The sequence below is a fragment of the Azospirillum sp. UENF 112521 genome (genome assembly GCF_058780665.1).
This window is the reverse complement of sequence record NZ_JBSNCI010000002.1, coordinates 812,310-837,743: the sequence shown is the minus strand read 5'-3', so window position 1 is coordinate 837,743 and position 25,434 is coordinate 812,310. Positions and strand designations below refer to the sequence as shown.

The following is a 25,434-nucleotide window of genomic DNA, read 5'->3' as shown; positions in this document are numbered from 1 at the left end:
GGACGGGGCGGCTGGGGTGTGGAGCCGTCCGGCAGGCCCGTCTACAGTGGCCGCCCGACCTCCCCCTGGCGCCCCCATGACCGCATTTCCCTCCGTCCAGCCGGTTCCGGCCCGGCCCATCCTGATCCGCAACCTCGGCGACGCGCTGGCGGCGGCGCGGGCGGCCGGGTCGGCCGGCACGGCGTTGACGCTGATGGCGCCGCCGGCGGGGGGAGCGCTCTGGCTGCTCGGCGTGCTGGAGCGGGTGCGCCGCACCCACCCCGGACTGGCATCGACCGGCCTGCTCGATTGCGGCGACCGCGCCGGGGAGGCGCAGGGGGCGCTGGCGGCCGGCGTGCCCGCCCTGCTGTTCACTGGCCATCCGCTGGCGGCGGAGCGCCTCGCGGCAATCGCCGCGGCCCGTGGCGCCACCCTGTTGACCCGATGCCCGCCGCTGCTCGATCTCGCCGCCGAAGGTCGGGGGACCGACCGCGCCGAAAGGCTTGAGGCCCTATGCCGTGGCTGGCTGGCGCGGGCCGAAGGATAGCGCCCGACTACCGCTTTTTCGCACAGCCTCTCCGCGCAAAGGTGGTGTAACGTCACCTTAGGATATTTTTGTGACACGCCGCCCTCCCTCCGATGCCGGATGACCCGCCCATGAGCATCACCTCCCTCACCACGCCGGATCAGACGATTGCGCAACCCCACCGTCCGGGGCAGGCCGCCGGCGGCCGGCACTCCGACCGGATGGGACACAGGCCGGCTCCGGGGCCGGAGAAGATGCGCGGCCTCAAGCTGGTCGCCGTCTGGGTCGGGCTGACCGTTGGGTCCTGGGCGGTGCTCGGCGGGGCCGGATACGGGCTCTACACGCTGGCGGGATCCCTTCTGCCCTAACCCCTTCGGACGGGCTCATGCCCTCCGCAAGGGTCCTGCCCGACCGCAGGCCCTAGGCCGTTCAGGCGTGGCAAATGGCCGCTTTATGCCCCTCCCGCCGTTGCAAAACGGGCCAATCCGGGCTAAGACGGCGCCATTCCAAGAATGCCCAGGGGAAGAGCCACAATGAAGCTCACGCGCCGCGTCAAAGACATTCTCGCCAACTACGAGAGCGACAATCCCGGCACCAAGGCGAATCTCGCCCGCATCCTGATGGAAGGCAAGCTCGGCGGTACGGGCAAGCTGGTGATCCTGCCGGTCGACCAGGGCTTCGAGCATGGTCCGGCCCGCAGCTTCGGCCCGAACGATGCCGGCTATGACCCGCACTACCATTATCAGCTGGCCATCGACGCGGGCTGCAACGCCTACGCCGCCCCCCTGGGCTCGCTGGAAGCCGGTGCCGGCACCTTCGCCGGTTCGATCCCGCTGATCCTGAAGATGAACAGCGCCAACTCGCTGTCCACCCAGAAGGAAGCCGCCGACCAGGCCGTCACCGCCTCGGTCCAGGACGCCCTGCGCATCGGCGCGTCGGCCATCGGCTTCACCATCTATCCCGGCTCCGACGCCATGTACTCCCAGTACGAGGAGTTCCGCGAGCTGTCGAAGGAGGCCAAGTCCTACGGCCTCGCCACCGTGCTGTGGTCCTACCCGCGCGGCGGCGCCGTCACCAAGGACGGCGAGCTGGCCATCGACGTGATCGGCTATGCCGCCCACATGGCCGCTCTGCTGGGCGCCCACATCATCAAGGTGAAGCTGCCGTCGGCCACGCTGGAGCAGCCGGAAGCCAAGAAGATCTACGAGTTGAAGAACATCCCCATCGCCACCCAGGCGGAGCGGGTGAAGCACATCATGCAGTGCGCCTTCAACGGCCGCCGCGTCGTGGTCTTCTCCGGCGGCGCCACCAAGGGCGAGGACGCGGTGTTCGAGGACGCCCGCGCCATCCGTGACGGCGGCGGCAACGGCTCGATCATCGGCCGCAACGCCTTCCAGCGCCCGCGCGAGGACGCCCTCAAGCTGCTCGACCGGATCATGAAGATCTACCAGGGCCGGGAGTAACACTTGGCCAAGGGAAAGCCGACGCAGGCGGAACCTGCCTGCCGACTGTACCTCGTGACGCCGCCGGCCCTGGAGCCGGCGGCGTTCGCGCCGATTCTGGCGGAAGCGCTGGATGCGGGCGACGTCGCCTGCGTGCAGCTTCGCCTGAAGGACTGCCCCGAGGACGACATCCGCCGCGCCTGCGACGTGCTGCGCCCGGTCGCGCAGGAGCGTGAGGTCGCCTTCATCCTGAACGACCATCCCCGCCTTGCGCGGGAAACCGGTTGCGACGGCGTGCATGTCGGCCAGACCGACACCCCCTATCGCGACGCCCGCAAGATCATGGGCAACGACGCCATCGTCGGCGTCACCTGCCACGACAGCCGCCATCTCGCCATGATCGCCGGCGAGGAAGGGGCGGACTATGTCGCCTTCGGCGCCTTCTTCCCCACCGCCACAAAGACGGCCGAATACAAGGCCGAGCCGGATCTCTTGAGCTGGTGGTCGGAGCTGATGGAGGTCCCCTGTGTCGCCATCGGCGGCATCACCGCCGAGAATTGCGCGCCGCTGGTCACCGCGGGCGCCGATTTCCTGGCCGTGGTCAACGCCGTCTGGGGCCATCCCCAGGGTCCCGGCGCCGGGGTCCGGGCGCTGAACGCCGCCATCGAGGCTGCACTGGCCGGTCCGGCCGGCTGACATCGACAGGCCGGCCGGATGTGTGTGTACCGGCCATGCTGAAACACAGCATGCAGGCTCCGCCGAATCATAGTATGCCGGCTCCGCCGATTTACGGATAGGCCGGCTCCGCCGGCGGTGCATCTACGCGGGTTTCCACACAATCATGGACCTCCTGACGCCCGAGTCGCTGGGCATCCTGTTCGCCGTCGGCCTGCTGGCCGGCTTCGTCGATTCGATTGCCGGCGGCGGCGGCCTGCTGACCATCCCGGCCCTGCTGGCCGCCGGCCTGTCCCCGGCGGAGGCCCTGGCGACCGGCAAGCTGCAATCCAGCTTCGGATCGCTGTCCGCCACCATCAAGTTCGTCCGCCGCGGCGAGGTCCATCCGGCGTCGATGCGGACGATGATCCTCTGCACCTTTGTCGGCGCCGGTGCCGGCGCGACGCTGGTGCAGATGCTCGATCCCAGCTTCCTGCGCGACGTCATCCCGATCCTGCTGATCGGCATCGCCCTCTATCTGCTGCTGTCGCCCAAGGCCGGCGACGTGGATGCCCACCAGCGCATCGGCGAGCATGCCTTCGCGCTCAGCATCGGCACCGGCATCGGCTTCTACGACGGCTTCTTCGGGCCGGGCACCGGCACCTTCTTCGCCATCGCCTTCGTCTCCTTGCTCGGCTACAACCTGCGCAAGGCGACCGCCCACACCAAGGTGCTGAACCTGACCAGCAACCTCGCATCGCTGCTGTTCTTCATCGCCGGCGGGCATGTGCTGTGGACGGTCGGGCTGGTGATGGGCGTCGCGCAATATATCGGCGCCCAGGCCGGCGCCCATATGGTGATCCGCAACGGTGCCCGAGTCGTGCGCCCGATGCTGGTGGTCGCCTCCATCGTCATCACCGCCAAGCTGGTCTGGACCGACGAGCACAACATCCTGCGCGAACTGTTCAGCGCCGCAGCCGCCTGGATCGCCTGACCATAGCTTGACAGGCGGCCTCCGCCGCCCCTGGATCCACGTATCTCCGCCGATATTCGACCGTCTTGCCGACACCGCCGTAGGGGTTAACCCCCATCCGGCGGCGCTCGCGCATGCGCCTCCGTCTTTTCCCCTTCCGATTTCGGCAAGGCTCCGCAAAGCTGTTCGTTGAGCCAACAAAAAGTGGTGGCGGCCCCTTTACGTAAGCGTCAGTTCGTGTATCATTGCGTCAATAACACAATTTGGGGAAGGAACGATGTCTCCGATGACGCTCAAGACACGCCTGATGACCGCCGCCGCCGCCATTGCGGTCACCGCGGCGACCGCCTCCACGGCCTTCGCCGCCGGTTTTGCGTTGAAGGAGCAGAGCGTATCGGGTCAGGGCACGGCCTATGCCGGCGTGACCGCCGGCGGCAACGGCGACGCCAGCTCGATGTTCTACAACCCGGCGACCATGGGGCTGGTGACCGGGATCGAGGCGGTGCAGACCGCCACCGGCGTCATCGTGAAGTCGAAGGTCGACAGCGCCAGCGCCAACCGCGCCCGGCGGCTGGGCGGCACCTCGATCAGCGGCAACGCCTCGCCCGGCGACATCGCCCAGGATGCACTGGTCCCCGCCGGCTACTTCGTCTATTCGATCGATGACGATCTGAAGGTCGGCATCTCGGCCAACGGCCCCTGGGGTCTGGTGACCGATTACGGCGACAGCTGGATCGGCCGCTATCACGGCATCCGTTCCGACCTGCGCACCTACAATTTCGCGCCGTCGGTGTCCTACCGCATCAACCCGATGATCACGCTGGGCGGCGGCGTCCAGATCCAGTATGCGAAGGCCAAGCTGTCGCAGTCGTCCGACTTCGGCGCCAGCCGCCTCGGCCGCCCCGGTTCGCTCGACGTGAAGAGCGACGTGACCGGCGACGACTGGGGCTGGGGCTTCACGCTCGGCGCCCTGATCGAGCCGGTGAAGGGCACCCGCGTCGGCCTCGCCTACCGCTCGGCGGTCAAGCACACGCTGACCGGCAGCATCTCCTTCACCGGCCTGCCGGCGCCGCTGGCCGGTGCCCTGCCCGCCCAGAGCGCCAGCGCCGACCTGACCACGCCGGACATCGCCTCCATCGGCCTGTACCACGAGGTCAACGACCGCTGGGCGGTGATGGCGGACGTGCAGTGGACCAACTGGTCGCGCTTCCGCGAACTGCGCGTCAACATCGCCAATCCGGCGCTCAACTCCGTGACGGAGGAGCACTGGAAGGACACTTGGTATTACGCGCTCGGCACCTCCTACAAGGTGACCGACAAGCTGACGCTGCGCGCCGGCGTCGCCTTCGACCAGGGTTCGGTCGACGTCGAGTACCGCACGCCGCGCATTCCGGAACAGAACCGCTACTGGCTGTCGGCCGGTGCCGGTTATCAGGTCACCGACAATCTGCGCGTCGACGCCGCCTACTCGCACGTCTTCATTCCGAAGACCTCAGTCGCCCTCACCGACGACCTGACCGGCCCCGAAGCCGGCCGCGGCAACCTGAACGCGGACTACAAGAGCAGCATCGACCTGATCGGCCTGCAGGCGAAGTTCACGTTCTAAGCATAGAACAATGGCGCCGCAAAATTCTCATTTGCGGCGCCTTCTTCTTAGAGCTTGCGCTCTGATAAATTACCACCACTAGAGTCTGAAGATTGAACTCTCACTCTTTGCAACATTTGATCTTGAAGCGCAGTTATTGTTGCATCTATTGCTCCAAGAGTTAGTTCAACAAATTTCTCTTTCTCTATTATATAACCAGACTCTGATCTCTTCTTTATCTCTTTATCTACCGTTTTTTCTGAGCTATATTTTTTATCAAACTCGAAGATTTTCTTGAACATCTCCTCGACTTCTTTTTTTGAATTACTAGATTTTGCGACAGACAACCTATCGTCTCCGAAGTTTGATAAATTATTGATTATTACAGCACTTAAAGACTCTCCAAAATCTTTATTAACTTGCCCTGTCAAATATCCTTCCGTGTGGTTAGCCTTAATGTCTTGTGCCGGAGCTGCCAAGTAGAAAAGGCTCCCAATATTCCCTCCAACAGAAGGAAATCTTGACGAAAATCTTTGATGTTTTCTAACTATTGGCCGTATATAGGCTTCGAAAGCTCTGTCGATTATATTGAGCTTTTTTACAATATCTTCATCAGAATCAGGAATTGTGAAATCGATTCTATTAATCAACCCATAAACTCCGGATTTTAGATCGCTCCTCATCGACTCAGTTATATAGATGATAAAGTCAGTAGTTCTGTCTAGCCCCATTGGCCTTTCATCAATTCTAGTGGCGAGCTGAGACAGCCTTCTATCAACATCCTTAAGATCAGAGCTTAGAACTACGAGAGTGTAAGCTGCAGCAACTACAGGAAAACCTAGCATTCCAACAAGATAAACCAGAGATCTAATCTTCTCTGGAACACCTATCAAGTCATATCTTCTTTCAGTAACATCTTTATGATCAACAATCTGATCATTGCCTCGATTTCCATCCATAACTGTCTCAGACATTCTTATAAACTCCATACAATTTATATTGCAGAAGATAAGCAGCGCGGCGCAAGCGCCGCCGTCATTTATTGTGCTTTGATTAATATATTCTAATTATCTGATTAAGGAAATGCTTTTTGCAACCGGCAGCCACAGCACCTGCTCGATGCTCTCGGCGCCGCTGCACAGCATTGCCAGCCGGTCGAAGCCCATGGCGATCCCGCTGCTCTGCGGCATGCCATGCTCCAGCGCCGCCAGGAAATCCTCATCCACCGGGAAGCGCTCGCCATAGAGCCGTTCCTTCAGCGCCATGTCCGCCTCGAAGCGGGCGCGCTGCACCGCCGGGTCGGTCAGCTCGCCGAAGGCGTTCGCCAGTTCCAGCCCGCAGGCATACAGCTCGAAGCGCTCCGCCAGCCGCGGGTCCTCCGGCTTCGGCCGCGACAGCGCCGCCATGCACAGCGGATAGTCGGTCAGCACGCAGGGCACGCCTTCGCCCAGATGCGGCTCGATCCGGTCGAACATGATGCGGAAGACGATGTCCTCCCAGCGGTCGCCGTGATGGGGCGCGATGCCGATGCGCGCCGCCTCCGCCGCCAGCGCCGCCGGGTCGGGATCGTGGCTGCCGTCGTAGGTCGCCATCAGGTCGATGCCGGCATAGTCGTGAAACGCCTCAGGCACGGTCAGGATTCGCCAGGGCGCGAAGGGATCGCAGGTCATGCCGCGGAAGCCGAAGCTCCGCCGCCCGCCGGCCTCGGCCCCGGCGCACAGCAGGTCCCGGCAATCGTCGATCAGCGTGCGGTAGCCCTCGCCCGCGCGGTACCATTCCAGCATCGAGAATTCCGGCGCGTGCGTCCCCGACCGTTCGCCGTTGCGGTAGACATGGGCCAGCTGCCACAGCCGCGGCACGCCCGCGACCAGCAGCTTCTTCATGGCGAATTCCGGGCTGGTGTGCAGGTAGAGCCGCCGGCTGTCGTCGGGGTGCGGTCCCCGCAGTTCGGTGGCGAAGGCCTGGAGATGCGGCTCCATCCCCGGCGACACCTGAAGGGCCGGCGTGTCGACCTCGATGAAGGCCAGCTCCTCGAACACGCGGCGGACGGCGTTCAGCACCCGGCCGCGCGCCGCCAGATAGGGCCGGCGGCGGGCAAGCGCCTCGGGATGCCAGGGGGGAAGTTCGGCGGATCGGAGGGGGGCGGACATGTCGGCGCGCTCTTGATGGACGGTCGAAAGGGGTACGGCCGCATCAGAGCATCGACGGCCGGCGTACTCAAGCCGGCTTGGGATTGGTCGCAGCCGCGGCCTGTGATAAACTCCGCCCATCACCACCGAACCGCCGGGGCGGCACGGCTGGAACACTGAACAGGGCCGGGAAAAGCGTTTCAAACGTTCCAAACGTCCCATTGCTGGAGCCGTTCTAAACCCGGCGGGCCGGTTTGGCGAAGAATCGCCTGTCAATCGGCCGGATTGCGCGCCGTCATCGTTCCGCGCCGTTGCCTACAGGCGGTCAAGCTGGTAGGGTCCGCGCCGCCCATATTTCTGGAAGTCATGAGTAAGCCATGAAGGTCAATGCCAACACGATGCGCCCCGGCCATGTGCTGGAGCACAACGGTAAGCTCTGGGTCATCACCAAAACCGCCATCGTGCAGCCTGGCAAGGGCGGCGCCTTCATCCAGCTGGAAATGAAGGACGTTCGCACCGGCAACAAGTCGATCGAGCGGTTCCGCACCCAGGAGACCGTTGAGCGCGCTCGCCTGGACGAGCATGAGATGACCTTCCTCTTCGCCGAAGGTGACAGCTTCACCTTCATGGACAAGGAAAGCTTCGAGCAGGTCGCCATCCCGCGCGACATCATCGGCGAACCGGCCGTCTTCCTCCAGGACGGCATGGAAGTCACCGTGCAGAGCCACGAAGGCTCGCCGCTGGGCGTCGAGATTCCCGGCAAGGTCACGCTGCTGATCACCGAGTCCGACCCGGTGGTGAAGGGCCAGACGGCCTCTTCGTCCTACAAGCCGGCCAAGCTGGAGAACGGCGTGTCGATCCTGGTTCCGCCGCACATCGAGGCCGGGACCCGCGTCGTCGTCGACACCGCCAGCGGCGAATACGTCGAGCGCGCCAAGGACTGATCCTTTCCAAGGTCCGTCCTGCCATCACCGGTCTTCGCCATGCGCGGAGGCCGGTGTATTGTTTTCTGGTTCCTGCTGCACGAAACGGTACACCAACACCCATGGCCACCCGCTCCGCTCTCATCAACGTCATGGTCCGCGCCGCCGAAAAGGCCGCCCGGGGTCTCGTCCGCGACTTCGGCGAGGTCGAACACCTCCAGGTGTCGCGCAAGGGGCCCGCGGACTTCGTGTCCGCCGCCGACCTGAAGGCCGAACGCACCCTGCGCGAGGAATTGCAGAAGGCGCGGCCCGAATTCGGCTTCCTGATGGAGGAGAGCGGCGCGTCCAAGGGCAGCGATGCCGAGGCGCGCTGGATCGTCGATCCGCTCGACGGCACCACCAACTTCCTGCATGGCCTGCCGCACTGGGCGATCTCCATCGGTGCCGAGCGCAACGGCGAGATCGTCGCCGGCGTGATCTACGCTCCCATCGGCGACCAGCTGTTCTGGGCCGAAAAGGGCGTCGGCGCGTACGTCAACCACACCCGCCTGCGCGTGTCAGAGCGCCGCCGGCTGGAGGATTGCGTGATCGCCACCGGCATCCCGTTCAAGGGCCGCGGCGACCACGCCACCTTCCTGAAGGAACAGGAAGCGGTGATGAAGGAGGTTGCGGGCATCCGCCGCTTCGGCGCCGCCTCGCTCGACCTCGCCTACACCGCCGCCGGCCGATTCGACGCCTATTGGGAACGCGGGCTGGCTCCCTGGGACTGCGCGGCCGGCGTGCTGATGGTCACCGAGGCCGGCGGTTTCGTCGGCGAGATCGAGGGCGGCCGCAACCCGGTCTTCACCGGCAACGTCCTGGCGGCCAACAGCCACCTCCAGGTTCCGGTTTCCCGCCTGTTGAAGTCCGCCAAGGGCTGACCTCCGCCCCGCCCGTCCGCCGCCTTCCCGAACGGAGACGGCGGATGAGCGGTTGTGGCTGGAGCGATCGATAGGCTATGGTTTGCGGGACAAAGGTTTAACGGGACACATCGTTTTGCGCCGCTGGGGACACGCCGACCGCAAGCACCTTGCCGCCGCCGCTCTGTGCGCGGTCTGGACGCTCTCTCCGGCTGCCCTGTCGGCGGCTGCCCCGGCCAGCAACGCCGCTGCGACTCCTGCCGCGACGCCCGCCGGCCTGACGCTGGAGAATGCGGTCCCCCTGTCGGTCCCGCCGCGGCCCAGCCTGCGCACCCCGCCGCCGGTCAAGGCGCCGCCGCGCCTCACCCTGCCGCAGCCGCTCGAAGCGCCGCCGCCGCCGTCCTTGACCGAAGGCCCGGCCCAGCCGGCTCCGCGGTCGACCACCGCCCGCAACCAGCCTCCGGCCGCCGTTCCCGCCCAGCCGCAGCAGCCCGCAGCCCAGGGGACGCCCGCCGCTCCGGCGCCCGTCACGCCGGCTCCGGCCGCGCCGCGGACCGACACGGCCGCACTACCCCCTCCCCCGGAGGCGGCACCTCCGGCGGCTAGCCTGCCACCTTCGAGCGTTTTGAGCCTTGTGTTCCCGGCCGATGCCACCAATCTGCCGGATGCGGCGGACGCCGTGGTCGACCGGATCGTCGAGCGGTTGCGCGCCAGCGACACCGCGAGGCTCCAGCTTCGCTCCTACGCCAGCGGCACGCCGGATACGGCGCGCGAGGCACGGCAGCGGGCGCTGGCCCGGGCGCTGGCATTGCGCGAGCGGCTGACCGCTTTCGGGATCCGCAGCACCCGCGTCGATGTCCGTGCGCTGGGCCTGGACGAGGGCGGTGGGGTTCCCGACCGCATCGACGCCGTCTTTCTGAACGAGTAGCGCCCACACCGTGCGCGAGGTCTGATCGGAACACCCCTTCGGAGCATCATGACCGCCATAATCCCGACGACCCGACCGCAGGAGGTATCCGCCCTCATGACACGCCCGGAGCGGTTCCTGACCCGGATGATCCTGTTCCTGGTCGTGGTCTGCGCGGTGACCGGCCTGCTGTTCCCCGCCTTGCGCTCGGCCTTCCTCAACAACGCCCCGCTGAACGGCGTCATTCTGGCGACCTTGCTCGCCGGCATCGCCTTCATCTTCCGGCAGGTCCTGATGCTCCGTCCCGAAGTGGCGTGGCTGGAGCAGTACCAGAGCGGCGTCGCCCCCGCATCCCTTCAGGAGCCGGTTCTGCTGGCGCCGATGGCGCGCATGCTGGGCGAGCGGCGCGGCCGGCTGACCCTGTCGGCGCTGTCGATGCGCTCGATGCTGGACGGCATCGCCTCGCGCCTCGACGAATCGCGGGAGCTGTCGCGCTATCTGATCGGCCTGCTGATCTTCCTCGGCCTGCTCGGCACCTTCTGGGGCCTGCTGCACACCGTGCAGTCGGTGGGCGGCGTCATCGGCAGCCTGTCGGTGCAGGGCGGCGACGTCGGCAGCATGTTCTCCCGGCTGCAACAGGGGCTGGAAGCGCCGCTGGTCGGCATGGGCACCGCCTTCTCCTCCTCGCTGTTCGGTCTGGCCGGATCGCTGGTGCTGGGCTTCCTCGAACTCCAGGCCAGCCAGGCCCACAACCGCTTCTTCCAGGATCTGGAGGACTGGCTGTCCAGCGCCACCCGCCTGTCGAGCGGGGCCGCCGGCGGGCTCGAGTTCGGGCGACCATGCCGCGTCGGCCTATCTGACCGCCCTGCTGGAGCAGACCGCCGAGAACCTCGATTCGCTCCAGCGCACCGTCGCCACCGCCGAAGAGGGACGGCGCGCCGCCAACGCCAATTTGATGGCGCTGACCGAGCGGCTGTCGAGCCTGACCGACCATATGCGGGCCGAACAGCAGCTTCTCCTGCGCCTTGGCGAGAATCAGCTGGAGGTGAGGGGTCTGCTCGACCGGCTGGCGGAGAATTCCGGCGCCGGCTTCGACGACGCCTCGCGCCAGCATCTCCGCAACATGGACATCTACCTTGCCCGCATCGTCGAGGAATCCTCCAACGGACGGGTCCAGGCGGTGCAGGAGATCCGCAGCGAGATCAAGCTGCTGGCCCGCACCATCGCAGCACTCGCCGAAGAAGCCGACCAGCAGCCGCGCTGATACCCAGACCGTCACAGGCCAACGCCGGGAGCATCCATGGCCAGCATCAGCCGCCGCAACGGCCACCGCGACGCCAGCGCCTGGCCCGGCTGGGTCGACGCCCTGTCGTCGCTGGTGATGGTCGTCATCTTCCTGCTGATGGTCTTCGTCGTGGCGCAGTTCTACCTCGCCACCGCCCTGACCGGCCGCGACGAGCAGCTGACCGCCCTCAATCACAAGATCGCGGAGATGAACGACCTGCTGGCGATGGAGCGTGACGCCAACGCCGACCTGCGCGTCAACATCACCCAGCTGTCGACCGAGTTGCAGACCTCCGTCACCACCCGCGACGACATGACCCTGAAGCTGAGCCAAGTTCAGGAGGACCGCGACCGCACCGCTCGCACACTGGAAGAGCTCCAGCGCAATGTCCGCGTCGACCGCGAATCGCTGGACCTCAAGCTGAAGGAGATCCTCAGCCTCCAGGCCGACATCAAGGCCCTGCGCGACGCCCGGCAGAAGCTGGAAGGTGAGCTGGCCGCCGCCATGGCCGCCACCAAGCTGACCGAACAGCAGCGCCAGGCCCTGCTGGCCGAACTCGGCACCACCCGCGACCGGGCCAAGGCCCTGGAATCGGAGCTGGCGTCGGCCGCCGAGAAGACGATGCTGGCGCAGAAGGAGATCGACCAGCGCGACATCCGCCTGAAAGGGCTGGAGTCGCAGCTGGCCGGCAGCCGTACCCAGGCCCAGAAGGATCTGGAGCAGCGCGACCTGCGCATCCGCGACCTGATGGCCTCCCTGACCGGCGAGCAGGCGGAGGGCACCAAGAGCAAGCAGCAGATCGACCTGCTGAACCAGCAGTTGCTGGCGCTCCGCGACCAGCTCGCCCGCATCGGTGCGGCGCTGGAGACGTCGGAGAAGGCGTCGGCAGAGCAGAAGGTGCAGATCGCCGAGCTGGGCGCCCGGCTCAATCAGGCGCTCGCCGCCAAGGTCCAGGACCTCGCCCGCTACAAGTCGGAGTTCTTCGGCCGCGTCCGCGAGGCGCTGGGCAGCCGGCCGGACGTGCGGATCGTCGGTGACCGCTTCGTCTTCCAGTCGGAACTGCTGTTCCCGTCCGGATCCGCGACGCTGGAGGAGGCCGGCAAGCAGCGATTGGCCGACCTCGCCCGCACCCTGATCGAGATCGGCAAGGCGATTCCCTCCGACATCAACTGGGTCCTTCGGGTGGACGGCCACACCGATATCAAGCCGGTGCGCTTCCAGTTCGCCTCCAACTGGGAACTGTCCTCGGCCCGCGCGCTGTCGGTGGTCAAGTTCCTGATCGACCAGGGCATCCCGGCGGAGCGGCTGGCGGCCGCCGCCTTCGGCGAGTTCCAGCCCATCGACCCCGGCACCTCGGACGAGGCGCTGGCGAAGAATCGCCGCATCGAGATCAAGCTGGACCAGCGCTGAGCGGAACCCAGCCGCGCGGCTGGCTGTTTTCCTTCCATCGACGCTCTTGTCGACATGAGGAATCAGCCATGATGAAGACTGTCTTTGCTGCCCTTTCGGTCGCAGTCCTGGCCGGCGGTATCGCCGCCCTGCCGCACCCGGCCGAGGCGAAGGGATGCGTGAAGGGTGCCGCCGTCGGCGGCGTCGCCGGCCATATGGTCGGGTCGGGCCATGGGGTGGCGGGCGCCGCGCTCGGCTGCGCGGTCGGCCATCACGAAGCCAAGAAGAAGGATGAGGCCGCCAAGAAGCAGGCCGAGCAGCAGCAGGACCAGCACGGCAACAACCAGCCGCCGAAGTGAGCGCTGTCAGGTAAGCGTTTTCAGGCGGGATGGAGCGGCTATGGACCTGGTCTAGGCCTGCCACTCCTCCCGCAGGATGGCGTAGAGGACATGATCACGCCATGCGCCGTCGATGCGCAGGTAACCACGGGCATAGCCTTCGTGGGAAAAGCCGACCTTTTCCAGCAAACCGCGGCTCGGCAGGTTGGTCGGCAGGCAGGCGGCCTCGACCCGGTGCAGGCCGAGCTGGCCGAAGGCGAACTCCAGGGCCAGCCGGGTGCCGCCGGAGACATAGCCGTTGCGGGCGTAGGGCTGTCCGGCCCAGTAGCCGAGCGTCCCCATCTGCGCCACGCCGCGGCGGATGTTGGTGAGGCCGAGCCCGCCGACAAGAGCGTCGGTCCCCCGGTCGAAGATCAGGAAGCTGTAGCCGAGATCGTCCCGCCACTCCTGCGCCTGCCGCCGCAGCCGCCGGGCGAAGGCGGTGCGCGTCAGGGCATCGGCCGGCCAGGTGGGCTCCCAGGGCGTCAGGAAGCCGCGCGAGGCGGCCCGAAGATCGGCCCATTCCCGCCAGTCGCGGGGCAAAGGCGGCCGGATGTAGCAATGCGATCCGTCGAGCCGGATCGCGGGAGGACTGATGAGGCCGCTGCCGAGAAGGCGGATCATTGAGTGACCACCCTTCCTCTCCCGCCTTCGCTCAGGAGAAGAGGGATCCGCATCCCGGTCCATCCACGCAGTGCAACCCCCTCACCCCGCCCCTCTCCCCGGGGGGAGAGGGGGACGAGTGCGGGTGGGAAGTGGGGACCGCCACCGTCTTCATCGTCAGGCGAGGCGCTCCGCGATGCGGTCGTAGCTTTCCAGCTTGGCGATGGGGCCGAGAGCGGCCACGGTCGGACGGCTGGCGCGCAGGCGGGACGCCGCCTTGACCACAGACTCGCGGTCGACGCCGTCGATCTTCGCCACGATCTCTTCAACCGGAACTGGGCGGTCGTAGATCAGGACCTGCTGGCCCAGCTGCTCGCAGCGCGACATGGTGCTTTCCAGCGCCATCAGCGTGCCGGCCTTCAGCTGGGCGCGGGCGCGGGCGACCTCGTCCTCGGTGACGTCGGCGCCGACCTTGGCAATCTCGTCGCAGACGACGGGAACCAGCTCCGCCACCTCGTCCTCGCCGGTGCCGGCATAGACGCCGAACAGGCCGCCGTCATGATAGCCGCCGGTGAAGGTGTAGATGGAATAGACCAGCCCGCGCTTCTCCCGCACCTCCTGGAACAGGCGGGACGACATGCCGCCGCCGAGCAGGGTGGAGAGCACCGAGTGGGCGTAGAAGTCGGGGTCGTGCACCCCCACCCCGTCGAAGCCGAGCACGAGGTGCATCTGCTCCAGGTCACGGTCCTCGCGGAAATCGCCGCCGGTGTAGCGGGCGGTCTCCGGCTTGGGCGGTGCGCCGCTCGGCAGGTCGCCGAAGGCCTTCATGGCGAGGTCGACCATCCGGTCATGCTCGATCCGGCCGGCGGCGCTCAGCACCATGCCGGGGGCACCGTAATGGCCGACGATGTAGTCGACCAGCGCCTCGCGCGGCAATGCGCCGACGATCTCCGCCGAGCCCAGCACCGGACGGCCGATGGCCTGCCCCGGATAGGCGGTGGACTGGAAATGGTCGAAGATGATGTCGTCGGGCGTGTCGGCGCTCTGGCCGATCTCCTGCAACACCACCGTGCGCTCGCGCACCAGCTCCTCGGCGTCCAGCGTGGAGTGCTGGATCATGTCGGAGAGGATGTCGAGTGCCAGCGGCGCATCCTCGTGCAGGACCTTGGCGTAATAGGCGGTCTGCTCGCGGGTGGTGTAGGCGTTCAGCTGGCCGCCGACATTCTCGATCTCCTCGGAGATGCGGAAGGCCGAACGGCGCCGGGTGCCCTTGAACAGCATATGCTCGACGAGGTGGGCGACGCCATTGACGCTCGCCGCCTCGTTGCGGGTGCCCACCCCGACCCAGCAGCCGAGCGAAACGGACTGCACGTCGGGCATGGTGTCGGTCGCGACGCGAAGCCCGTTGGGCAACGTCGTCACACGAATGGAACTCATGCGGCCTCCTGGGCGGCGCGGGCGCGCTTGGTGACGAAGTCCTGGACCGCCGCCAGATCGTTCGGCAGGTCGGACAGGCGCTCCTCGCGCACATAAAGATCGGACAGGCGCGGCGGCAGGTCCGGCCGGCGGCCGGTCGCCTTTTCCACCGCGTCGGGGAACTTGGCGGGATGGGCGGTGGCGAGAACCACCATGGGAACGGTCGGATCGGCCCGGCCGGCGGAAACCGCCGCCTTGGCCGCCCCGATGCCGACCGCCGTGTGCGGGTCGAGCAGATAGAGGCTGTCCTTCCAGACGTCCGCAATGGTCGCCATGGTGGCGGCCTCGTCCACCCGGTGGCCGGAGAAGATGGCCAGCGCGCGGGCGAGCTGCGCGTCGGTCACCGCGAACCTGCCCTCGGTGCGGAAGCGGTTCAGCGCCGCCGTCACCGCGGTGCCGTCGCGGTCGAGCAGGTCGAACAGCAGCCGCTCGAAGTTGGAAGAGATCTGGATGTCCATGCTGGGAGACAAGGTAGGCACGACAGGCGCCGCGACCATGCTCCCACTGGCGAAAAAGCGCGCCAGGATGTCGTTGCTGTTGGATCCCACCACCAGCGTCTCGATCGGCAGCCCCATGGAGCGGGCGCCATAAGCGGCATAGACATTGCCGAAATTGCCGGTCGGCACGGTGAAGGCGATCTTGCGGTCCGGGACGCCCAGCGCAACGGCAGCAGTGAAGTAATAGACGATCTGGGCCATGATGCGCGCCCAGTTGATCGAGTTCACCGCCGACAGCCCCATCCGGTCGCGGAAGGCGCCGTCGTTGAACATCGCCTTAACGAGGTCCTGGCAATCGTCGAAGGTGCCGTCCAGCGCGATGTTGTGGACGTTGGACGACAGCACGCTGGTCATCTGGCGGCGCTGCACCTCGGACGTGCGGCCCTTGGGATGCAGGATGAAGATGTCGACGTTCTGGCGGTCGCGGCAGGCCTCGATGGCGGCCGAGCCGGTGTCGCCGGAGGTGGCGCCGACGATGGTCACCCGCTGCCCGCGCTTGGCCAGCACATGGTCGAACAGGCGGCCGAGCAGCTGCAGCGCCACGTCCTTGAAGGCGAGCGTCGGCCCGTGGAACAGCTCCAGCACCCAGGTGGTCGGGTCGATCTGCACCAGCGGGGTCACCGCGGCATGGTCGAAGCTGGCATAGGCGTCACGGACGATGGCGCGGAACTCGTCCTCGGCGATGGAGCCGCCCAGGAAGGGCAGCATCACCCGGACGGCGATCTCGCTGTAGGGCAGCCCGCGCATGGCGCGGATGTCGTCGGCCGTGAACTGCGGCCAGGTCTCCGGCACATAGAGGCCGCCGTCGCGCGCCAGCCCGGCAAGAAGGACGTCCTCGAAACCCAAGACCGGGGCCGCGCCCCGCGTGCTGACGTACCGCACCGCTTACACTCCGTCCGATGAAGTGGGCATAGTTAGCGAGGACCCCGCCCGCACGCAAGCGGTGCGGGACGCACGGCGCATATTCCCGATGGTGGGGGCGCCCGACGGCTTCGGGTAGAACGCTTGAAACACCATGAAACGGTTTCGTGGGGTGTGTTCAGTGTTCAATCCGGCCCGACCCGTGCGGCTCCGGATGGACGGCATGGAACAGAGTGAAACGGTTCCCCGGAGATGTTCCATCGTTCCATCCCGGCCCGATCCTCTCACGCAGCCTCCTCGACCACCTCGTCGGCACCGCGCCGGCGCACCAGCGAGGCGGCGCGTTCCAGCACCTCCGGACCGGCGCCGAGGCGGTGGGCGTTCTCGGCGATGTGGCGGCGGTAGGCACGGGCGCCGGGCAACCCCTGGAACAGGCCCAGCATGTGGCGGGTGATCGACGACAGCGGCGTGCCGACCGTCATCCGTGCCTCGATGTAGGGCAGCATCGCCTCGATCACCGCATGGCGGTCGGGTCCGGGCTCCCCGCCCATCAGGCGGCGGTCGGCGTCGGCCAGCAGATAGGGCGTCTCGTAGGCGGCGCGGCCGATCATCACGCTGTCGAGGGTGCCGAGATGCCCCTCGGCCTCGTCCAGCGTGCGGATGCCGCCGTTGATGGCGATGGTGAGATGCGGGTGTTCCGCCTTCAGCCGGTGGACGAGGTCGTAGCGCAGCGGCGGGATGTCCCGGTTCTCCTTGGGGCTGAGGCCCTTCAGCCAGGCCTTGCGGGCATGGACGATGAAATGGGTGCAGCCGGCGGCGGAGACGGTGCGGATGAAGTGGTCGAGCGTCGGCCACTCCTCCATCTCGTCGATGGCGATGCGCGACTTGACGGTGACCGGAATCGACACCGCCTCGCGCATGGCGCCGACGAGGCGTGCCACCAGATCGGGCTCAGCCATCAGGCAGGCGCCGAAGCGGCCGGACTGCACGCGGTCGCTCGGGCAGCCAACGTTGAGGTTCACCTCGTCATAGCCCCACTCCTCGGCGATGCGGGCGCAGGCAGCGAGGTCCGCCGGGTCGGAGCCGCCGAGCTGGAGCGCCACCGGATGTTCCGCCGCATCGAAGCCCAGCAGCCGCTCGCGGTCGCCATGCAGCACGGCACCCGTGGTCACCATCTCGGTATAGAGCAGGGTCGAGCGCGACAGCAGACGGTGGAAGTACCGGCAATGCCGGTCGGTCCAGTCCATCATCGGGGCGACGCTGAGGGGGATGGCGGAGGTGACGAGGTTCGGAGCGGTCATCGCGGTCAGCTCTGCTGCGGCCGGAAAAATCAGGATGGGCGAAACGGGATCGGCGGGCAACCGCCGGGCATAAATTTTGCCAAAAGCAAAAGGCCCGGCTATGCAGCCGGGCCTTCCTAACTTGTCGCGCATCCTGGAGAAGATGGCGTCCCCGACGGGAGTCGAACCCGTGTCGCCGCCGTGAAAGGGCGGTGTCCTAGGCCTCTAGACGACGGGGACGTCGTTCGCGGTGACGCGCTTTCTAAAGATCGGAGCCGCCGAGCGCAAGCGCTTTTTTGCATCCTCCGATACTTTTTGCGCCCTGCCTGCCCCCATTCCCCACCCCCATGCCCCGCCAGTGCTCAGGCCGAGCGCGCCGGTGCCGCGTCGTCGATCAGCAACTGGACCCCTTCGGAGCCGTTCCAGCGGTCGATGCGCAGGACGCCGGCAAGATGGAACGGCGTGCCGCGGCCGGTCAGCAGGGCCTGGCCCATGTCGCTGTCGAGCGCGCGGAAGGCGATGGCCTTCAGCCGGGCACCGTCATTGCCTTGCAGGATGCAGCGGACATGGTTGGCGCCCACCACGTCGGCACGCACGACGCGGGCATCGGCGATGGCGAAGCGCGGCTCGGAATTGCCGGTGCCGTAGGGGCCGAGCTTGTCGAGCATCGTCACCAGACCGACGCTGGCGCCACCGACCGACAGGGCGCCGTCCAATTCCAGCGTCGGCACCAGCGGGGCGGACGCCACCTGTTCGGAGATACGGCTGTGCAGGAAGTCGCGCAGCGCATCGATCTTGTCGCCGGCCACGGTGAAGCCCGCCGCCATGCGGTGGCCGCCGCCGGCCAGCAGCAGCCCCTCCTGCCGGGCGGCGATCACCGCCGAGCCGAGATCGACGCCACGGACGGAACGGCCGGACGCCTTGCCGATGACGGTGCCGTCGGCGGTTTCCTCCAGCGCCACCACGCAGGCCGGGCGGCTGTAGCGCTCCTTCAGCCGGGCGGCGACGATGCCGATGACGCCGGGATGCCAGCCGGCGCCGGTGACGAAGACCAGATCGGTCGTGCGCCCGGCCTCGGCGGCGACGCGCTCCAGCGCCTCGTCGAGGACCGCCTGCTCGATGGTGCGGCGTTCTGCGTTGTGGCCTTCCAGCCGCTGGGCCAGTTCCATCGCCTCGATGGGATCATCGGTGGAGAGCAGGCGGGCACCGAGGTCAGACGCCCCCACCCGGCCGCCGGCATTGACGCGCGGCCCGAGGACGTAGCCGGCATGGTAGGCGTCCGGCTTCTCCTTCACCCCCGCCACGTCGGACAGGGCGGCGAGGCCGGGGTTGGCGCGCCGCGCCATCACCTTCAGCCCCTGCGCGACCAGCGCGCGGTTCAGCCCGGTCAGCGGCACCACGTCGCACACCGTGCCGAGTGCCACGATGTCGAGCCACTCCATCAGGTTGGGCTCCGCCCGGTCGCGGTAGAAGCCGGTTGTCCGCAGCACCCGGTTGATGGCGACGATGGTGATGAAGGTGACGCCGGCGGCGCAGAGCGTGCGGTAGGCGCCGTCCTCGTCCAGCCGGTTGGGGTTGACCAGCGCGACGGCGGGGGGCAGGCGCGGTTCGGCGGCATGGTGGTCGAGCACGACGACATCCAGCCCGGCCTCGGCTGCCGCCTCCAGCGCCGCGAAGGCGGAAATGCCGCAATCGACGGTCACCACCAGCCGCACCCCCTCCCCTTTCAGGCGAAGCAGCGCCGGGGCGTTGGGGCCGTACCCCTCGGTGATGCGGTCGGGGACATAGACGCGGATGTCGGCGCCGAGCGCGCGGAAGAAGCGGCGCAGCAGGGCGGCGGAGGTGGCGCCGTCGACGTCATAGTCGCCGAAGACGGCCACCGGCTCGCCGTCGCGGATGGCCCGCCCGATGCGCTCGGCCGCCGGGTCCATGTCGCGGAAGCGCGACGGATCGGGCAGCAGCGCCTTCAGCGTCGGGTTGAGGAAGGTCTCGCAGCTGTCCTCGGTGACGCCGCGGGCGGCCAGCACCCGGCCGACGATCTCCGGCAGCCCACGCCCCTGGGTGAGAGCCTGCGCCTGCCGCTCGTCGCAGGGCCGCGCCTGCCAGCGCTTGCCGGACAGGGAGTGGGCGACGTTGAGGAAGGCGGCGGGCTCGGTCATGGCGGTGCTGCACGGTCTCTCTGGGATGGGGGCACAGCCATAGCAGAGATGGGGGCGCGGCGCACGGGTGGGTATGGACAGGGGTGGGATGTGGCCGTGGGAGTGGAGGTGGGCGGCTTTAAGCCGCCCGCATCCACACCGCGGTGTCGTGGAACGCCGCACCGCCGGCCGGCGGCACCGGCTCCGGCGAGGTCAGGCTGTTGATGCCCATGCCCTCGACGAAGGCGCTGTTGGGCCAGATGCCCTCGACGATCACCACGCCGCGCGGCACACCGGCGAAGGACTTAGCATGGACCACCACGCTGCCCTGTGGGTTGCCCAGCCGCACCGCGTCGCCGTCGGCCAGAGCCAGACCGGCGGCATCGTCCGGATGGATCAGGGCGGTGGGACGGCCTTCGCGCTTCTGGGCGGTCAGCGTCTCGGTGAAGGAGGTGTTGAGGAACTGGCGGGCCGGGGCGGTGACGAGACGGAACGGGTGATCCGCATCGGCGTCGCGGGCCGGGGGCATATGGTCGGGCAGCTCCGGCATGCCGCCATAGGGGCCGAGCGCCGCCCAGTCGGGGGCGAAGCGGAACTTGGCGTCGGGATGGGCGAAGCCGTTGAGGAAATGCGAGGTCTCGAAATCCGGCTGGGCGTCGATCCAGCGGTCGGCGGTCAGCGTCGCCGCGTCGCCGAGGTCGGACGCCTTCAGCATGGCGTCGATGATTTCCAGCGCGGTCATGCCGAATCCCGGATGCTCGGCGCCGACGCGGCGGGCGAGTTCGCTGATGACCCAATGGTTCTCGCGCGCCTCGAACTGCGGCTCGATCACCTTGCGGCCGATCAGGATGTGCATCTGGCCGCCGCCGCGGTAGATGTCGTCATGCTCCAGGAAGGTGGTGGCGGGAATCACCAGATCGGCCAGCTTGGCTGTGTCGGTCATGAACTGCTCATGCACCGCCACGAACAGATCCTCGCGCAGGAAGCCCTGGCGGACGCGGTTGGAATCCGGGCAGATCGTCACCGGGTTGGTGTTCTGGATCAGCATCGCCGTCACCGGCGGGCCGCTGGTCAGGTCGCGCGGGTCACCGGTCAGGACAGCGCCGATGCGCGACTGGTCGAAGCTGCGCACCGACTTGTCGAGACGGTCCAGCCCCTCCGACAGGGTCTTGTCCAGCTTGTAGATGCCGGACGAGCAGTAGAGCGCGCCGCCGCCCTTGTGCTGCCACGCCCCGGTCACCACCGGCAGGCAGGAGACGGCATGGACCTGCGCCGCCCCATTGTGGGCGCGCGACAGGCCGTAGCCGACGCGCAGGTAGCTGCGCTTCGTGGTGCCGTAGAGGCGGGCGAACTCTTCGATCTCCGCCACGGTCAGGCCGGTGATGGATGCTGCCCAGTCCGGGGTGCGGCTGGCGAGATGCGCCTCCAGCGCCCCGGTATCGCCGGCCAGCCGGGCCAGATAGGCGCGGTCGGCGTAACCGTCGCGGAACAGCACATGCATCACCGCACAGGCCAGCGCCCCGTCGGTGCCCGGCCGCAGCATCAGGTGCAGGTCGGAGACCTCGGCCGTGCCGGTGCGGTAGGGGTCGATGGTGACCAGCTTCGCCCCGCGGCCCTTCCGGGCGCGGCTGACATGGGTCATCACGTTGACCTGGGTCGCCACCGGGTTGCCGCCCCAGTTGACGATCAGGTCGCTTTCCGCCATCTCGCGCGGGTCGGCGCCGCGGATGTCGCCATAGCCGGCGAGCCAGCCCATGTTGGCCGGGGTGTCGCAGACCGTGCTGGTCTGGCGCGAATAGCCCTTGGCATGGCGCAGGCGCTGGATGCCGCCGCGCTGCACCAGACCCATGGTGCCGGCGTAGAAATAGGGCCAGACGGCTTCTGGGCCGTAGGTCCGCTCGGCGGTCAGGAAGGCGTCGGCGATGCGGTCCAGCGCCTCTTCCCAGCCGATCGGCTTCCATTGCCCGGAGCCCTTGGGGCCGCTGCGCAGCAGCGGGGTCTTCAGCCGGTCCGGCGAATGCACGCGCTCGGCATAGCGGCTGACCTTCGCGCAGATGACACCGGCGGTGTAGCTGTTCTCGGCGGCGCCGCGCACCTTGCCGATGCGGTCGGGGGCGAGGCGTTCCACCTCCAGCGCGCAGGTGCTGGGGCAATCGTGCGGACAGGCGGTGGGCAGGAACTGGGCCGACAAGGCTAACCTCTGGTCTGGCTGGCGGCGGGGTGGCCCAAAGTTTAGGCCCTGCCCCACGCCGGCTTCAATGCGCAACAATGTATGGGTACAAAAAAGCGGGGCCGCGAAGTCCCTTGTCCGGACTTCGCGGCCCCTGCCGATTTTAGCGAGAAAATCCCCTGGCGACTTGCGGCTTTACATGAAGCCGAGCAGGCGCGGGAACCACAGCGTGATCGCCGGGACATAGGTGACGAGGCCGAGGAAGATCAGCATCGTCAGCAGCCACGGCCACACCGCCACCGTCAGCTCGGTGATGCCCATCTTGGTGATGCCCGAGGCGACGTAGAGGTTCAGGCCCACCGGCGGGTGGCACATGCCGACTTCCATGTTCACGATGATCAGGATGCCGAAATGCACCGGGTCGATGCCCAGCTTCATGGCGACCGGGAACAGGATCGGCGCCATGATCAGGACGATGGACGACGGCTCCATGAAGTTGCCGGCGGCCAGCAGGATGATGTTCACCACCAGCAGGAAGACCCACACGCCCATGTTCTGGTCGAGGATCCAGGCCGCCATGTTCTGCGGGATCTGCTCCGACGTCATCAGGAAGGAGAAGAGCACCGCGTTGGTGATGATGTAGAGCAGCATCGCCGACATGCTGGCGCTGTCCAGCAGCACCTTCGGCACGCGGCGGAGCGGCATGTCCTTGTAGACGAAGACCGCGACGACGAAGGCATAGACCGCGGCCATCGCCGCCGCCTCGGTCGGGGTGAAGATGCCGCTGTAGATGCCGCCCATGACGACGATGATCAGCAGCAGGCCCCAGAAGCTTTCGCGCAGGGCGTGCATGCGCTGGGCAAAGCTGGCCTTGGGCAGGCGCGGATAGCCGAACTTGCGGGCACGGAACCAAGTGGTGAAGCCGAGGAAGCAGGCCAGCATGATACCCGGCACCACGCCGGCGATGAACATCTGGCCGATGGAGGCGGCCTGCGGGTGGCCGGTGGTGGCGACGCAGTACATCACCATGACGATGGACGGCGGGATCAGGATGCCGAGCGCGCCCGAGGTGGTGACGATGCCGGCGCCGAAATTCTTCGGGAAGCCCTGCGCCACCATGGCCGGCAGGATGATCGAGCCGATGGCGACCACCGTGGCCGGGCTGGAGCCAGACACCGCCGCGAACAGCGCACAGGCCATCACGCCGGCAAGGCCGAGGCCGCCGTGCCAGTGGCCGACCATCGAAGTGGCGAAGTTGATCATGCGGCGCGCGACGCCGCCATGGGTCAGGAAGTTGCCGGCCAGGATGAAGAACGGGATCGCCATGATCTCGAACTTCTCGATGCCGGTGAACAGCTTCAGGGCCACGGCGTCGATCGGCACGTCGGTCATGAAGAACAGGAAGGACAGAACGGTCAGGCCGAGCGAGATGGAGATCGGCATGCCGGTGAGCATGAGGGCCAGCAGAAGCCCGAAGATGATGGCGGCGTTCATGCCGGGCCTCCTTCCTTGGCGGCTTCGACCGGGTCGATGCCGTCGACCTGGGCGTGGTCGTGATGGGGCAGTTCACCGGTGCGGACGAAGGTCCAGGCGACCTGGAGGAAGCGGAAGCACATCAGGTAGGAGCCGAGCGGCACCGCCAGATAGATGATCCACATCGGCCATTCCAGATCGGCCGACACCTGCTCGGTCTCGGAGATGTGGTAGACGAAGCGGGCACCCAGCGACCCGACGATCAAGGTGAACAGCGCGCCGGCACCCAGCCCGAACAGCACGAACTTGGCACGCAGGTGCGGTTCCATCCGGTTGATGATGACGTCGACGCCGACATGGATGCCGGTGCGCACGCCATAGGCGGCGCCGAACTTGGCCATCCACACGAACATGTAGATGCACAGCTCCTGCGCCCAGGCGAGGTTCCAGTGCAGCACATAGTCCTGGATGTAGGGAACGCCGGAGAAATAGCGGTGGACGACGGACGCGAAGATGACGAGCGTCGCCCCGGCCATGAGCGACGCGATCAGCGTCTCCTCAAGCCGGTCGAGTAGTTTCATGAGCATGTCGGGGGGATCTCCCGGTCGGCGGAGATGGTCTTAAAGGCTGGATAGCCGCAGCACGACCCTTAGCGCTTCAGTCGGCCGTCATCCCCGCGCAGGCGGGGATCCAGGCGGCTGCCGGAGCGGAATGGATCGTCGAAGCTGGATTCCCGCCTGCGCGGGGATGACGGCCGGACAGTGTGGATGCCGGTTTGGAGTGGACGACGCCTTCCGGTGGAATGGCGTCGCCCGCCCTCAAATCACATCTTGAAGCCGGCCGCGGCCAATTCCTTGTAGATCGCTTCGATCAGGTCCTTGCCGACGCGGGATTCGGCGTCCTTGTGGACCGGCTTCAGGGCCTTGACCCAGGCTTCGCGCTCTTCCTTGGTCTGGGTGTGGAACTCGGTCTTGCCGGACGCCTTCATCTGGGCCAGCGCAACGTCGTTCTCGTTCTGGGCAATGTCGTTGGCGTAGTCGGTCGCCTCCTTCATCGCCTCTTCCAGCTTGCCGCGGACGTCGGCAGGCAGGCCTTCCCAGAACTTCTTGTTCACGATGACCGCATAGCCGAGATAGCCGTGGTCGGTCAGGGTGGCGTTCTTCTGAACCTCGTGCATCTTCTGGGTGTACATGTTGGACGGCGGGTTCTCCGTGCCGTCGACGACGCCGGTCTGCAGCGCTTGGTACACTTCGGAGAAGGCCATCACCTGCGGCAGGGCGCCCAGCGCGCGCATCTGGGCGTCCAGAACCTTGGACGACTGGATGCGCATCTTCAGGCCCTTCACGTCCTCCGGCTTGATGAGCGGCTTGTTGGCGCTCATGATCTTGAAGCCGTTGTCCCAGTAGGCCAGCCCGACGATGCCCTTGGACTCCAGCTTCTGGAACAGCTTCTTGCCGATCTCGCCCTTGGTGACGCGCTGGAGGACTTCCTTGCTCGGGAAGATGTAGGGCAGGTCGAAGACCTCGAATTCCTTCGCGCCCAGCGGGCCGAACTTGGCCAGCGACGGGGCCAGCATCTGGACGGCGCCCAGCTGCAGCGCCTCAAGCTCTTCCTTGTCCTTGTAGAGCTGGCTGTTCGGATAGACCTCGATCTTCACCTTGCCGGCGGTCAGCTTCTCGGCCAGTTCCTTGAACTTCTCGGCACCCTTGCCCTTCGGCGTCTCCGGCGCGACGACGTGGCTGAACTTGATCACGATCTGGTCCTGGGCCCAGGCCGTCGAAATCGCCATCGGCGCCGACATCATGCAGCCGACCGCCGCCGCGCACAGGAGCTTCACGAGTTTCATAGGTGCGTCCCCCTCTGGTATT

At 66.9% G+C, this 25,434-nt stretch carries 22 protein-coding genes, 1 tRNA gene and 1 pseudogene; 12 read left to right on the top strand and 12 right to left on the bottom strand.

Annotation, left to right across the window (positions count from 1 at the left end; genetic code table 11):
• Nucleotides 1-76: 76 nt before the first annotated feature.
• From ACWPN8_RS06185 to ACWPN8_RS06160, 6 genes are all read left to right on the top strand, one after another.
• On the top strand, nt 77-526 hold the full coding sequence (locus tag ACWPN8_RS06185; RefSeq protein WP_492240210.1) for a hypothetical protein: 450 nt from the start codon (nt 77-79) through the stop codon (nt 524-526).
• Between the two features lie 110 nt (nt 527-636).
• Nucleotides 637-873, top strand: coding sequence for a hypothetical protein (locus ACWPN8_RS06180; protein ID WP_247873204.1), 237 nt, complete (start codon nt 637-639; stop codon nt 871-873).
• Nucleotides 874-1,038: 165 nt separating this feature from the next.
• Nucleotides 1,039-1,968 (top strand): class I fructose-bisphosphate aldolase, encoded by a 930-nt coding sequence (locus tag ACWPN8_RS06175; protein WP_492240209.1) that lies wholly within the window; start codon nt 1,039-1,041, stop codon nt 1,966-1,968.
• Between the two features lie 3 nt (nt 1,969-1,971).
• A complete protein-coding gene (thiE, locus tag ACWPN8_RS06170) occupies nt 1,972-2,643 on the top strand; it encodes a thiamine phosphate synthase (RefSeq protein WP_109450345.1) in 672 nt (223 codons plus the stop codon).
• 145 nt (nt 2,644-2,788) lie between these two features.
• Complete coding sequence (locus ACWPN8_RS06165) at nt 2,789-3,595, top strand: TSUP family transporter (RefSeq protein ID WP_109450346.1); 807 nt, start codon at nt 2,789-2,791, stop codon at nt 3,593-3,595.
• A 265-nt stretch (nt 3,596-3,860) separates the two neighbouring features.
• The gene (locus ACWPN8_RS06160; RefSeq protein WP_247873205.1) at nt 3,861-5,180 is read left to right on the top strand and encodes an OmpP1/FadL family transporter; all 1,320 of its coding nucleotides are present in this window, start codon (nt 3,861-3,863) and stop codon (nt 5,178-5,180) included.
• A gap of 47 nt (nt 5,181-5,227) precedes the next feature.
• Here ACWPN8_RS06160 and ACWPN8_RS06155 read toward each other — a convergent pair whose 3' ends face one another.
• Together ACWPN8_RS06155 and epmA are read right to left on the bottom strand one after the other, a co-directional pair.
• A complete protein-coding gene (locus tag ACWPN8_RS06155) occupies nt 5,228-6,133 on the bottom strand; it encodes a hypothetical protein (RefSeq protein ID WP_492240208.1) in 906 nt (301 codons plus the stop codon).
• A 93-nt stretch (nt 6,134-6,226) separates the two neighbouring features.
• Nucleotides 6,227-7,309, bottom strand: coding sequence for an EF-P lysine aminoacylase EpmA (epmA, locus tag ACWPN8_RS06150; RefSeq protein ID WP_492240207.1), 1,083 nt, complete (start codon nt 7,307-7,309; stop codon nt 6,227-6,229).
• Between the two features lie 356 nt (nt 7,310-7,665).
• On the opposite strand from epmA, the gene efp reads away from it, so the two are divergent.
• From efp to ACWPN8_RS06120, 6 genes and pseudogenes are all read left to right on the top strand, one after another.
• A complete protein-coding gene (efp, locus tag ACWPN8_RS06145) occupies nt 7,666-8,232 on the top strand; it encodes an elongation factor P (RefSeq protein ID WP_109048864.1) in 567 nt (188 codons plus the stop codon).
• A 101-nt stretch (nt 8,233-8,333) separates the two neighbouring features.
• Entirely contained in the window at nt 8,334-9,131 is a 798-nt protein-coding gene (locus ACWPN8_RS06140; RefSeq protein ID WP_109450350.1) for an inositol monophosphatase family protein, read from the top strand.
• 115 nt (nt 9,132-9,246) lie between these two features.
• Entirely contained in the window at nt 9,247-10,038 is a 792-nt protein-coding gene (locus ACWPN8_RS06135) for an OmpA family protein (protein WP_492240206.1), read from the top strand.
• A 48-nt stretch (nt 10,039-10,086) separates the two neighbouring features.
• Nucleotides 10,087-11,281 (top strand): annotated as a pseudogene (locus ACWPN8_RS06130) (flagellar motor protein MotA).
• A 36-nt stretch (nt 11,282-11,317) separates the two neighbouring features.
• Nucleotides 11,318-12,712 carry a peptidoglycan -binding protein gene (locus ACWPN8_RS06125; RefSeq protein WP_492240205.1) on the top strand — a complete coding sequence of 465 codons (1,395 nt, stop codon included), beginning with the start codon at nt 11,318-11,320 and terminating at the stop codon, nt 12,710-12,712.
• A 68-nt stretch (nt 12,713-12,780) separates the two neighbouring features.
• Nucleotides 12,781-13,050, top strand: a complete 270-nt coding sequence (locus ACWPN8_RS06120; RefSeq protein WP_247873206.1) for a hypothetical protein — start codon at nt 12,781-12,783, stop codon at nt 13,048-13,050.
• Nucleotides 13,051-13,101: 51 nt separating this feature from the next.
• On the opposite strand, the gene ACWPN8_RS06115 is transcribed toward ACWPN8_RS06120, so the two are convergent.
• The 10 genes from ACWPN8_RS06115 to ACWPN8_RS06070 form a co-directional block, all read right to left on the bottom strand.
• Entirely contained in the window at nt 13,102-13,692 is a 591-nt protein-coding gene (locus ACWPN8_RS06115) for a GNAT family N-acetyltransferase (RefSeq protein ID WP_492240204.1), read from the bottom strand.
• 156 nt (nt 13,693-13,848) lie between these two features.
• A complete protein-coding gene (locus tag ACWPN8_RS06110; protein WP_492240203.1) occupies nt 13,849-15,108 on the bottom strand; it encodes a M16 family metallopeptidase in 1,260 nt (419 codons plus the stop codon).
• Complete coding sequence (thrC, locus tag ACWPN8_RS06105) at nt 15,105-16,526, bottom strand: threonine synthase (RefSeq protein ID WP_492240202.1); 1,422 nt, start codon at nt 16,524-16,526, stop codon at nt 15,105-15,107. Before thrC ends, ACWPN8_RS06110 begins: the two co-directional genes overlap by 4 nt.
• Nucleotides 16,527-16,789: 263 nt before the next feature.
• Nucleotides 16,790-17,806 (bottom strand): tRNA dihydrouridine(20/20a) synthase DusA, encoded by a 1,017-nt coding sequence (dusA, locus tag ACWPN8_RS06100; protein ID WP_492240201.1) that lies wholly within the window; start codon nt 17,804-17,806, stop codon nt 16,790-16,792.
• 143 nt (nt 17,807-17,949) lie between these two features.
• Nucleotides 17,950-18,025, bottom strand: a tRNA-Glu gene (locus ACWPN8_RS06095).
• A gap of 122 nt (nt 18,026-18,147) precedes the next feature.
• A complete protein-coding gene (recJ, locus tag ACWPN8_RS06090) occupies nt 18,148-19,944 on the bottom strand; it encodes a single-stranded-DNA-specific exonuclease RecJ (protein ID WP_492240200.1) in 1,797 nt (598 codons plus the stop codon).
• 118 nt (nt 19,945-20,062) lie between these two features.
• Nucleotides 20,063-22,114 carry a molybdopterin oxidoreductase family protein gene (locus tag ACWPN8_RS06085; RefSeq protein WP_492240199.1) on the bottom strand — a complete coding sequence of 684 codons (2,052 nt, stop codon included), beginning with the start codon at nt 22,112-22,114 and terminating at the stop codon, nt 20,063-20,065.
• A 174-nt stretch (nt 22,115-22,288) separates the two neighbouring features.
• Nucleotides 22,289-23,587 carry a TRAP transporter large permease gene (locus tag ACWPN8_RS06080; RefSeq protein ID WP_109450369.1) on the bottom strand — a complete coding sequence of 433 codons (1,299 nt, stop codon included), beginning with the start codon at nt 23,585-23,587 and terminating at the stop codon, nt 22,289-22,291.
• Entirely contained in the window at nt 23,584-24,153 is a 570-nt protein-coding gene (locus ACWPN8_RS06075; RefSeq protein WP_199237694.1) for a TRAP transporter small permease, read from the bottom strand. Before ACWPN8_RS06075 ends, ACWPN8_RS06080 begins: the two co-directional genes overlap by 4 nt.
• Nucleotides 24,154-24,389: 236 nt before the next feature.
• Nucleotides 24,390-25,412, bottom strand: coding sequence for a TRAP transporter substrate-binding protein (locus ACWPN8_RS06070; protein WP_492240198.1), 1,023 nt, complete (start codon nt 25,410-25,412; stop codon nt 24,390-24,392).
• Between the last annotated feature and the right edge of the window lie 22 nt (nt 25,413-25,434).

Bases quoted from the DNA above. Each gene is read 5' to 3' on its own strand.
- ACWPN8_RS06120 (WP_247873206.1), top strand. From the start codon at position 12,781: ATGATGAAGACTGTCTTTGCTGCCCTTTCGGTCGCAGTCCTGGCCGGC.
- ACWPN8_RS06140 (WP_109450350.1), top strand. From the start codon at position 8,334: ATGGCCACCCGCTCCGCTCTCATCAACGTCATGGTCCGCGCCGCCGAA.
- ACWPN8_RS06165 (WP_109450346.1), top strand. From the start codon at position 2,789: ATGGACCTCCTGACGCCCGAGTCGCTGGGCATCCTGTTCGCCGTCGGC.
- recJ (WP_492240200.1), bottom strand. From the start codon at position 19,944: ATGACCGAGCCCGCCGCCTTCCTCAACGTCGCCCACTCCCTGTCCGGC.
- ACWPN8_RS06115 (WP_492240204.1), bottom strand. From the start codon at position 13,692: ATGATCCGCCTTCTCGGCAGCGGCCTCATCAGTCCTCCCGCGATCCGG.
- ACWPN8_RS06075 (WP_199237694.1), bottom strand. From the start codon at position 24,153: ATGCTCATGAAACTACTCGACCGGCTTGAGGAGACGCTGATCGCGTCG.
- ACWPN8_RS06185 (WP_492240210.1), top strand. From the start codon at position 77: ATGACCGCATTTCCCTCCGTCCAGCCGGTTCCGGCCCGGCCCATCCTG.
- ACWPN8_RS06080 (WP_109450369.1), bottom strand. From the start codon at position 23,587: ATGAACGCCGCCATCATCTTCGGGCTTCTGCTGGCCCTCATGCTCACC.
- ACWPN8_RS06180 (WP_247873204.1), top strand. From the start codon at position 637: ATGAGCATCACCTCCCTCACCACGCCGGATCAGACGATTGCGCAACCC.
- epmA (WP_492240207.1), bottom strand. From the start codon at position 7,309: ATGTCCGCCCCCCTCCGATCCGCCGAACTTCCCCCCTGGCATCCCGAG.
- ACWPN8_RS06160 (WP_247873205.1), top strand. From the start codon at position 3,861: ATGACGCTCAAGACACGCCTGATGACCGCCGCCGCCGCCATTGCGGTC.
- ACWPN8_RS06125 (WP_492240205.1), top strand. From the start codon at position 11,318: ATGGCCAGCATCAGCCGCCGCAACGGCCACCGCGACGCCAGCGCCTGG.
- ACWPN8_RS06175 (WP_492240209.1), top strand. From the start codon at position 1,039: ATGAAGCTCACGCGCCGCGTCAAAGACATTCTCGCCAACTACGAGAGC.
- ACWPN8_RS06070 (WP_492240198.1), bottom strand. From the start codon at position 25,412: ATGAAACTCGTGAAGCTCCTGTGCGCGGCGGCGGTCGGCTGCATGATG.
- ACWPN8_RS06110 (WP_492240203.1), bottom strand. From the start codon at position 15,108: ATGAGTTCCATTCGTGTGACGACGTTGCCCAACGGGCTTCGCGTCGCG.
- dusA (WP_492240201.1), bottom strand. From the start codon at position 17,806: ATGACCGCTCCGAACCTCGTCACCTCCGCCATCCCCCTCAGCGTCGCC.
- ACWPN8_RS06155 (WP_492240208.1), bottom strand. From the start codon at position 6,133: ATGTCTGAGACAGTTATGGATGGAAATCGAGGCAATGATCAGATTGTT.
- efp (WP_109048864.1), top strand. From the start codon at position 7,666: ATGAAGGTCAATGCCAACACGATGCGCCCCGGCCATGTGCTGGAGCAC.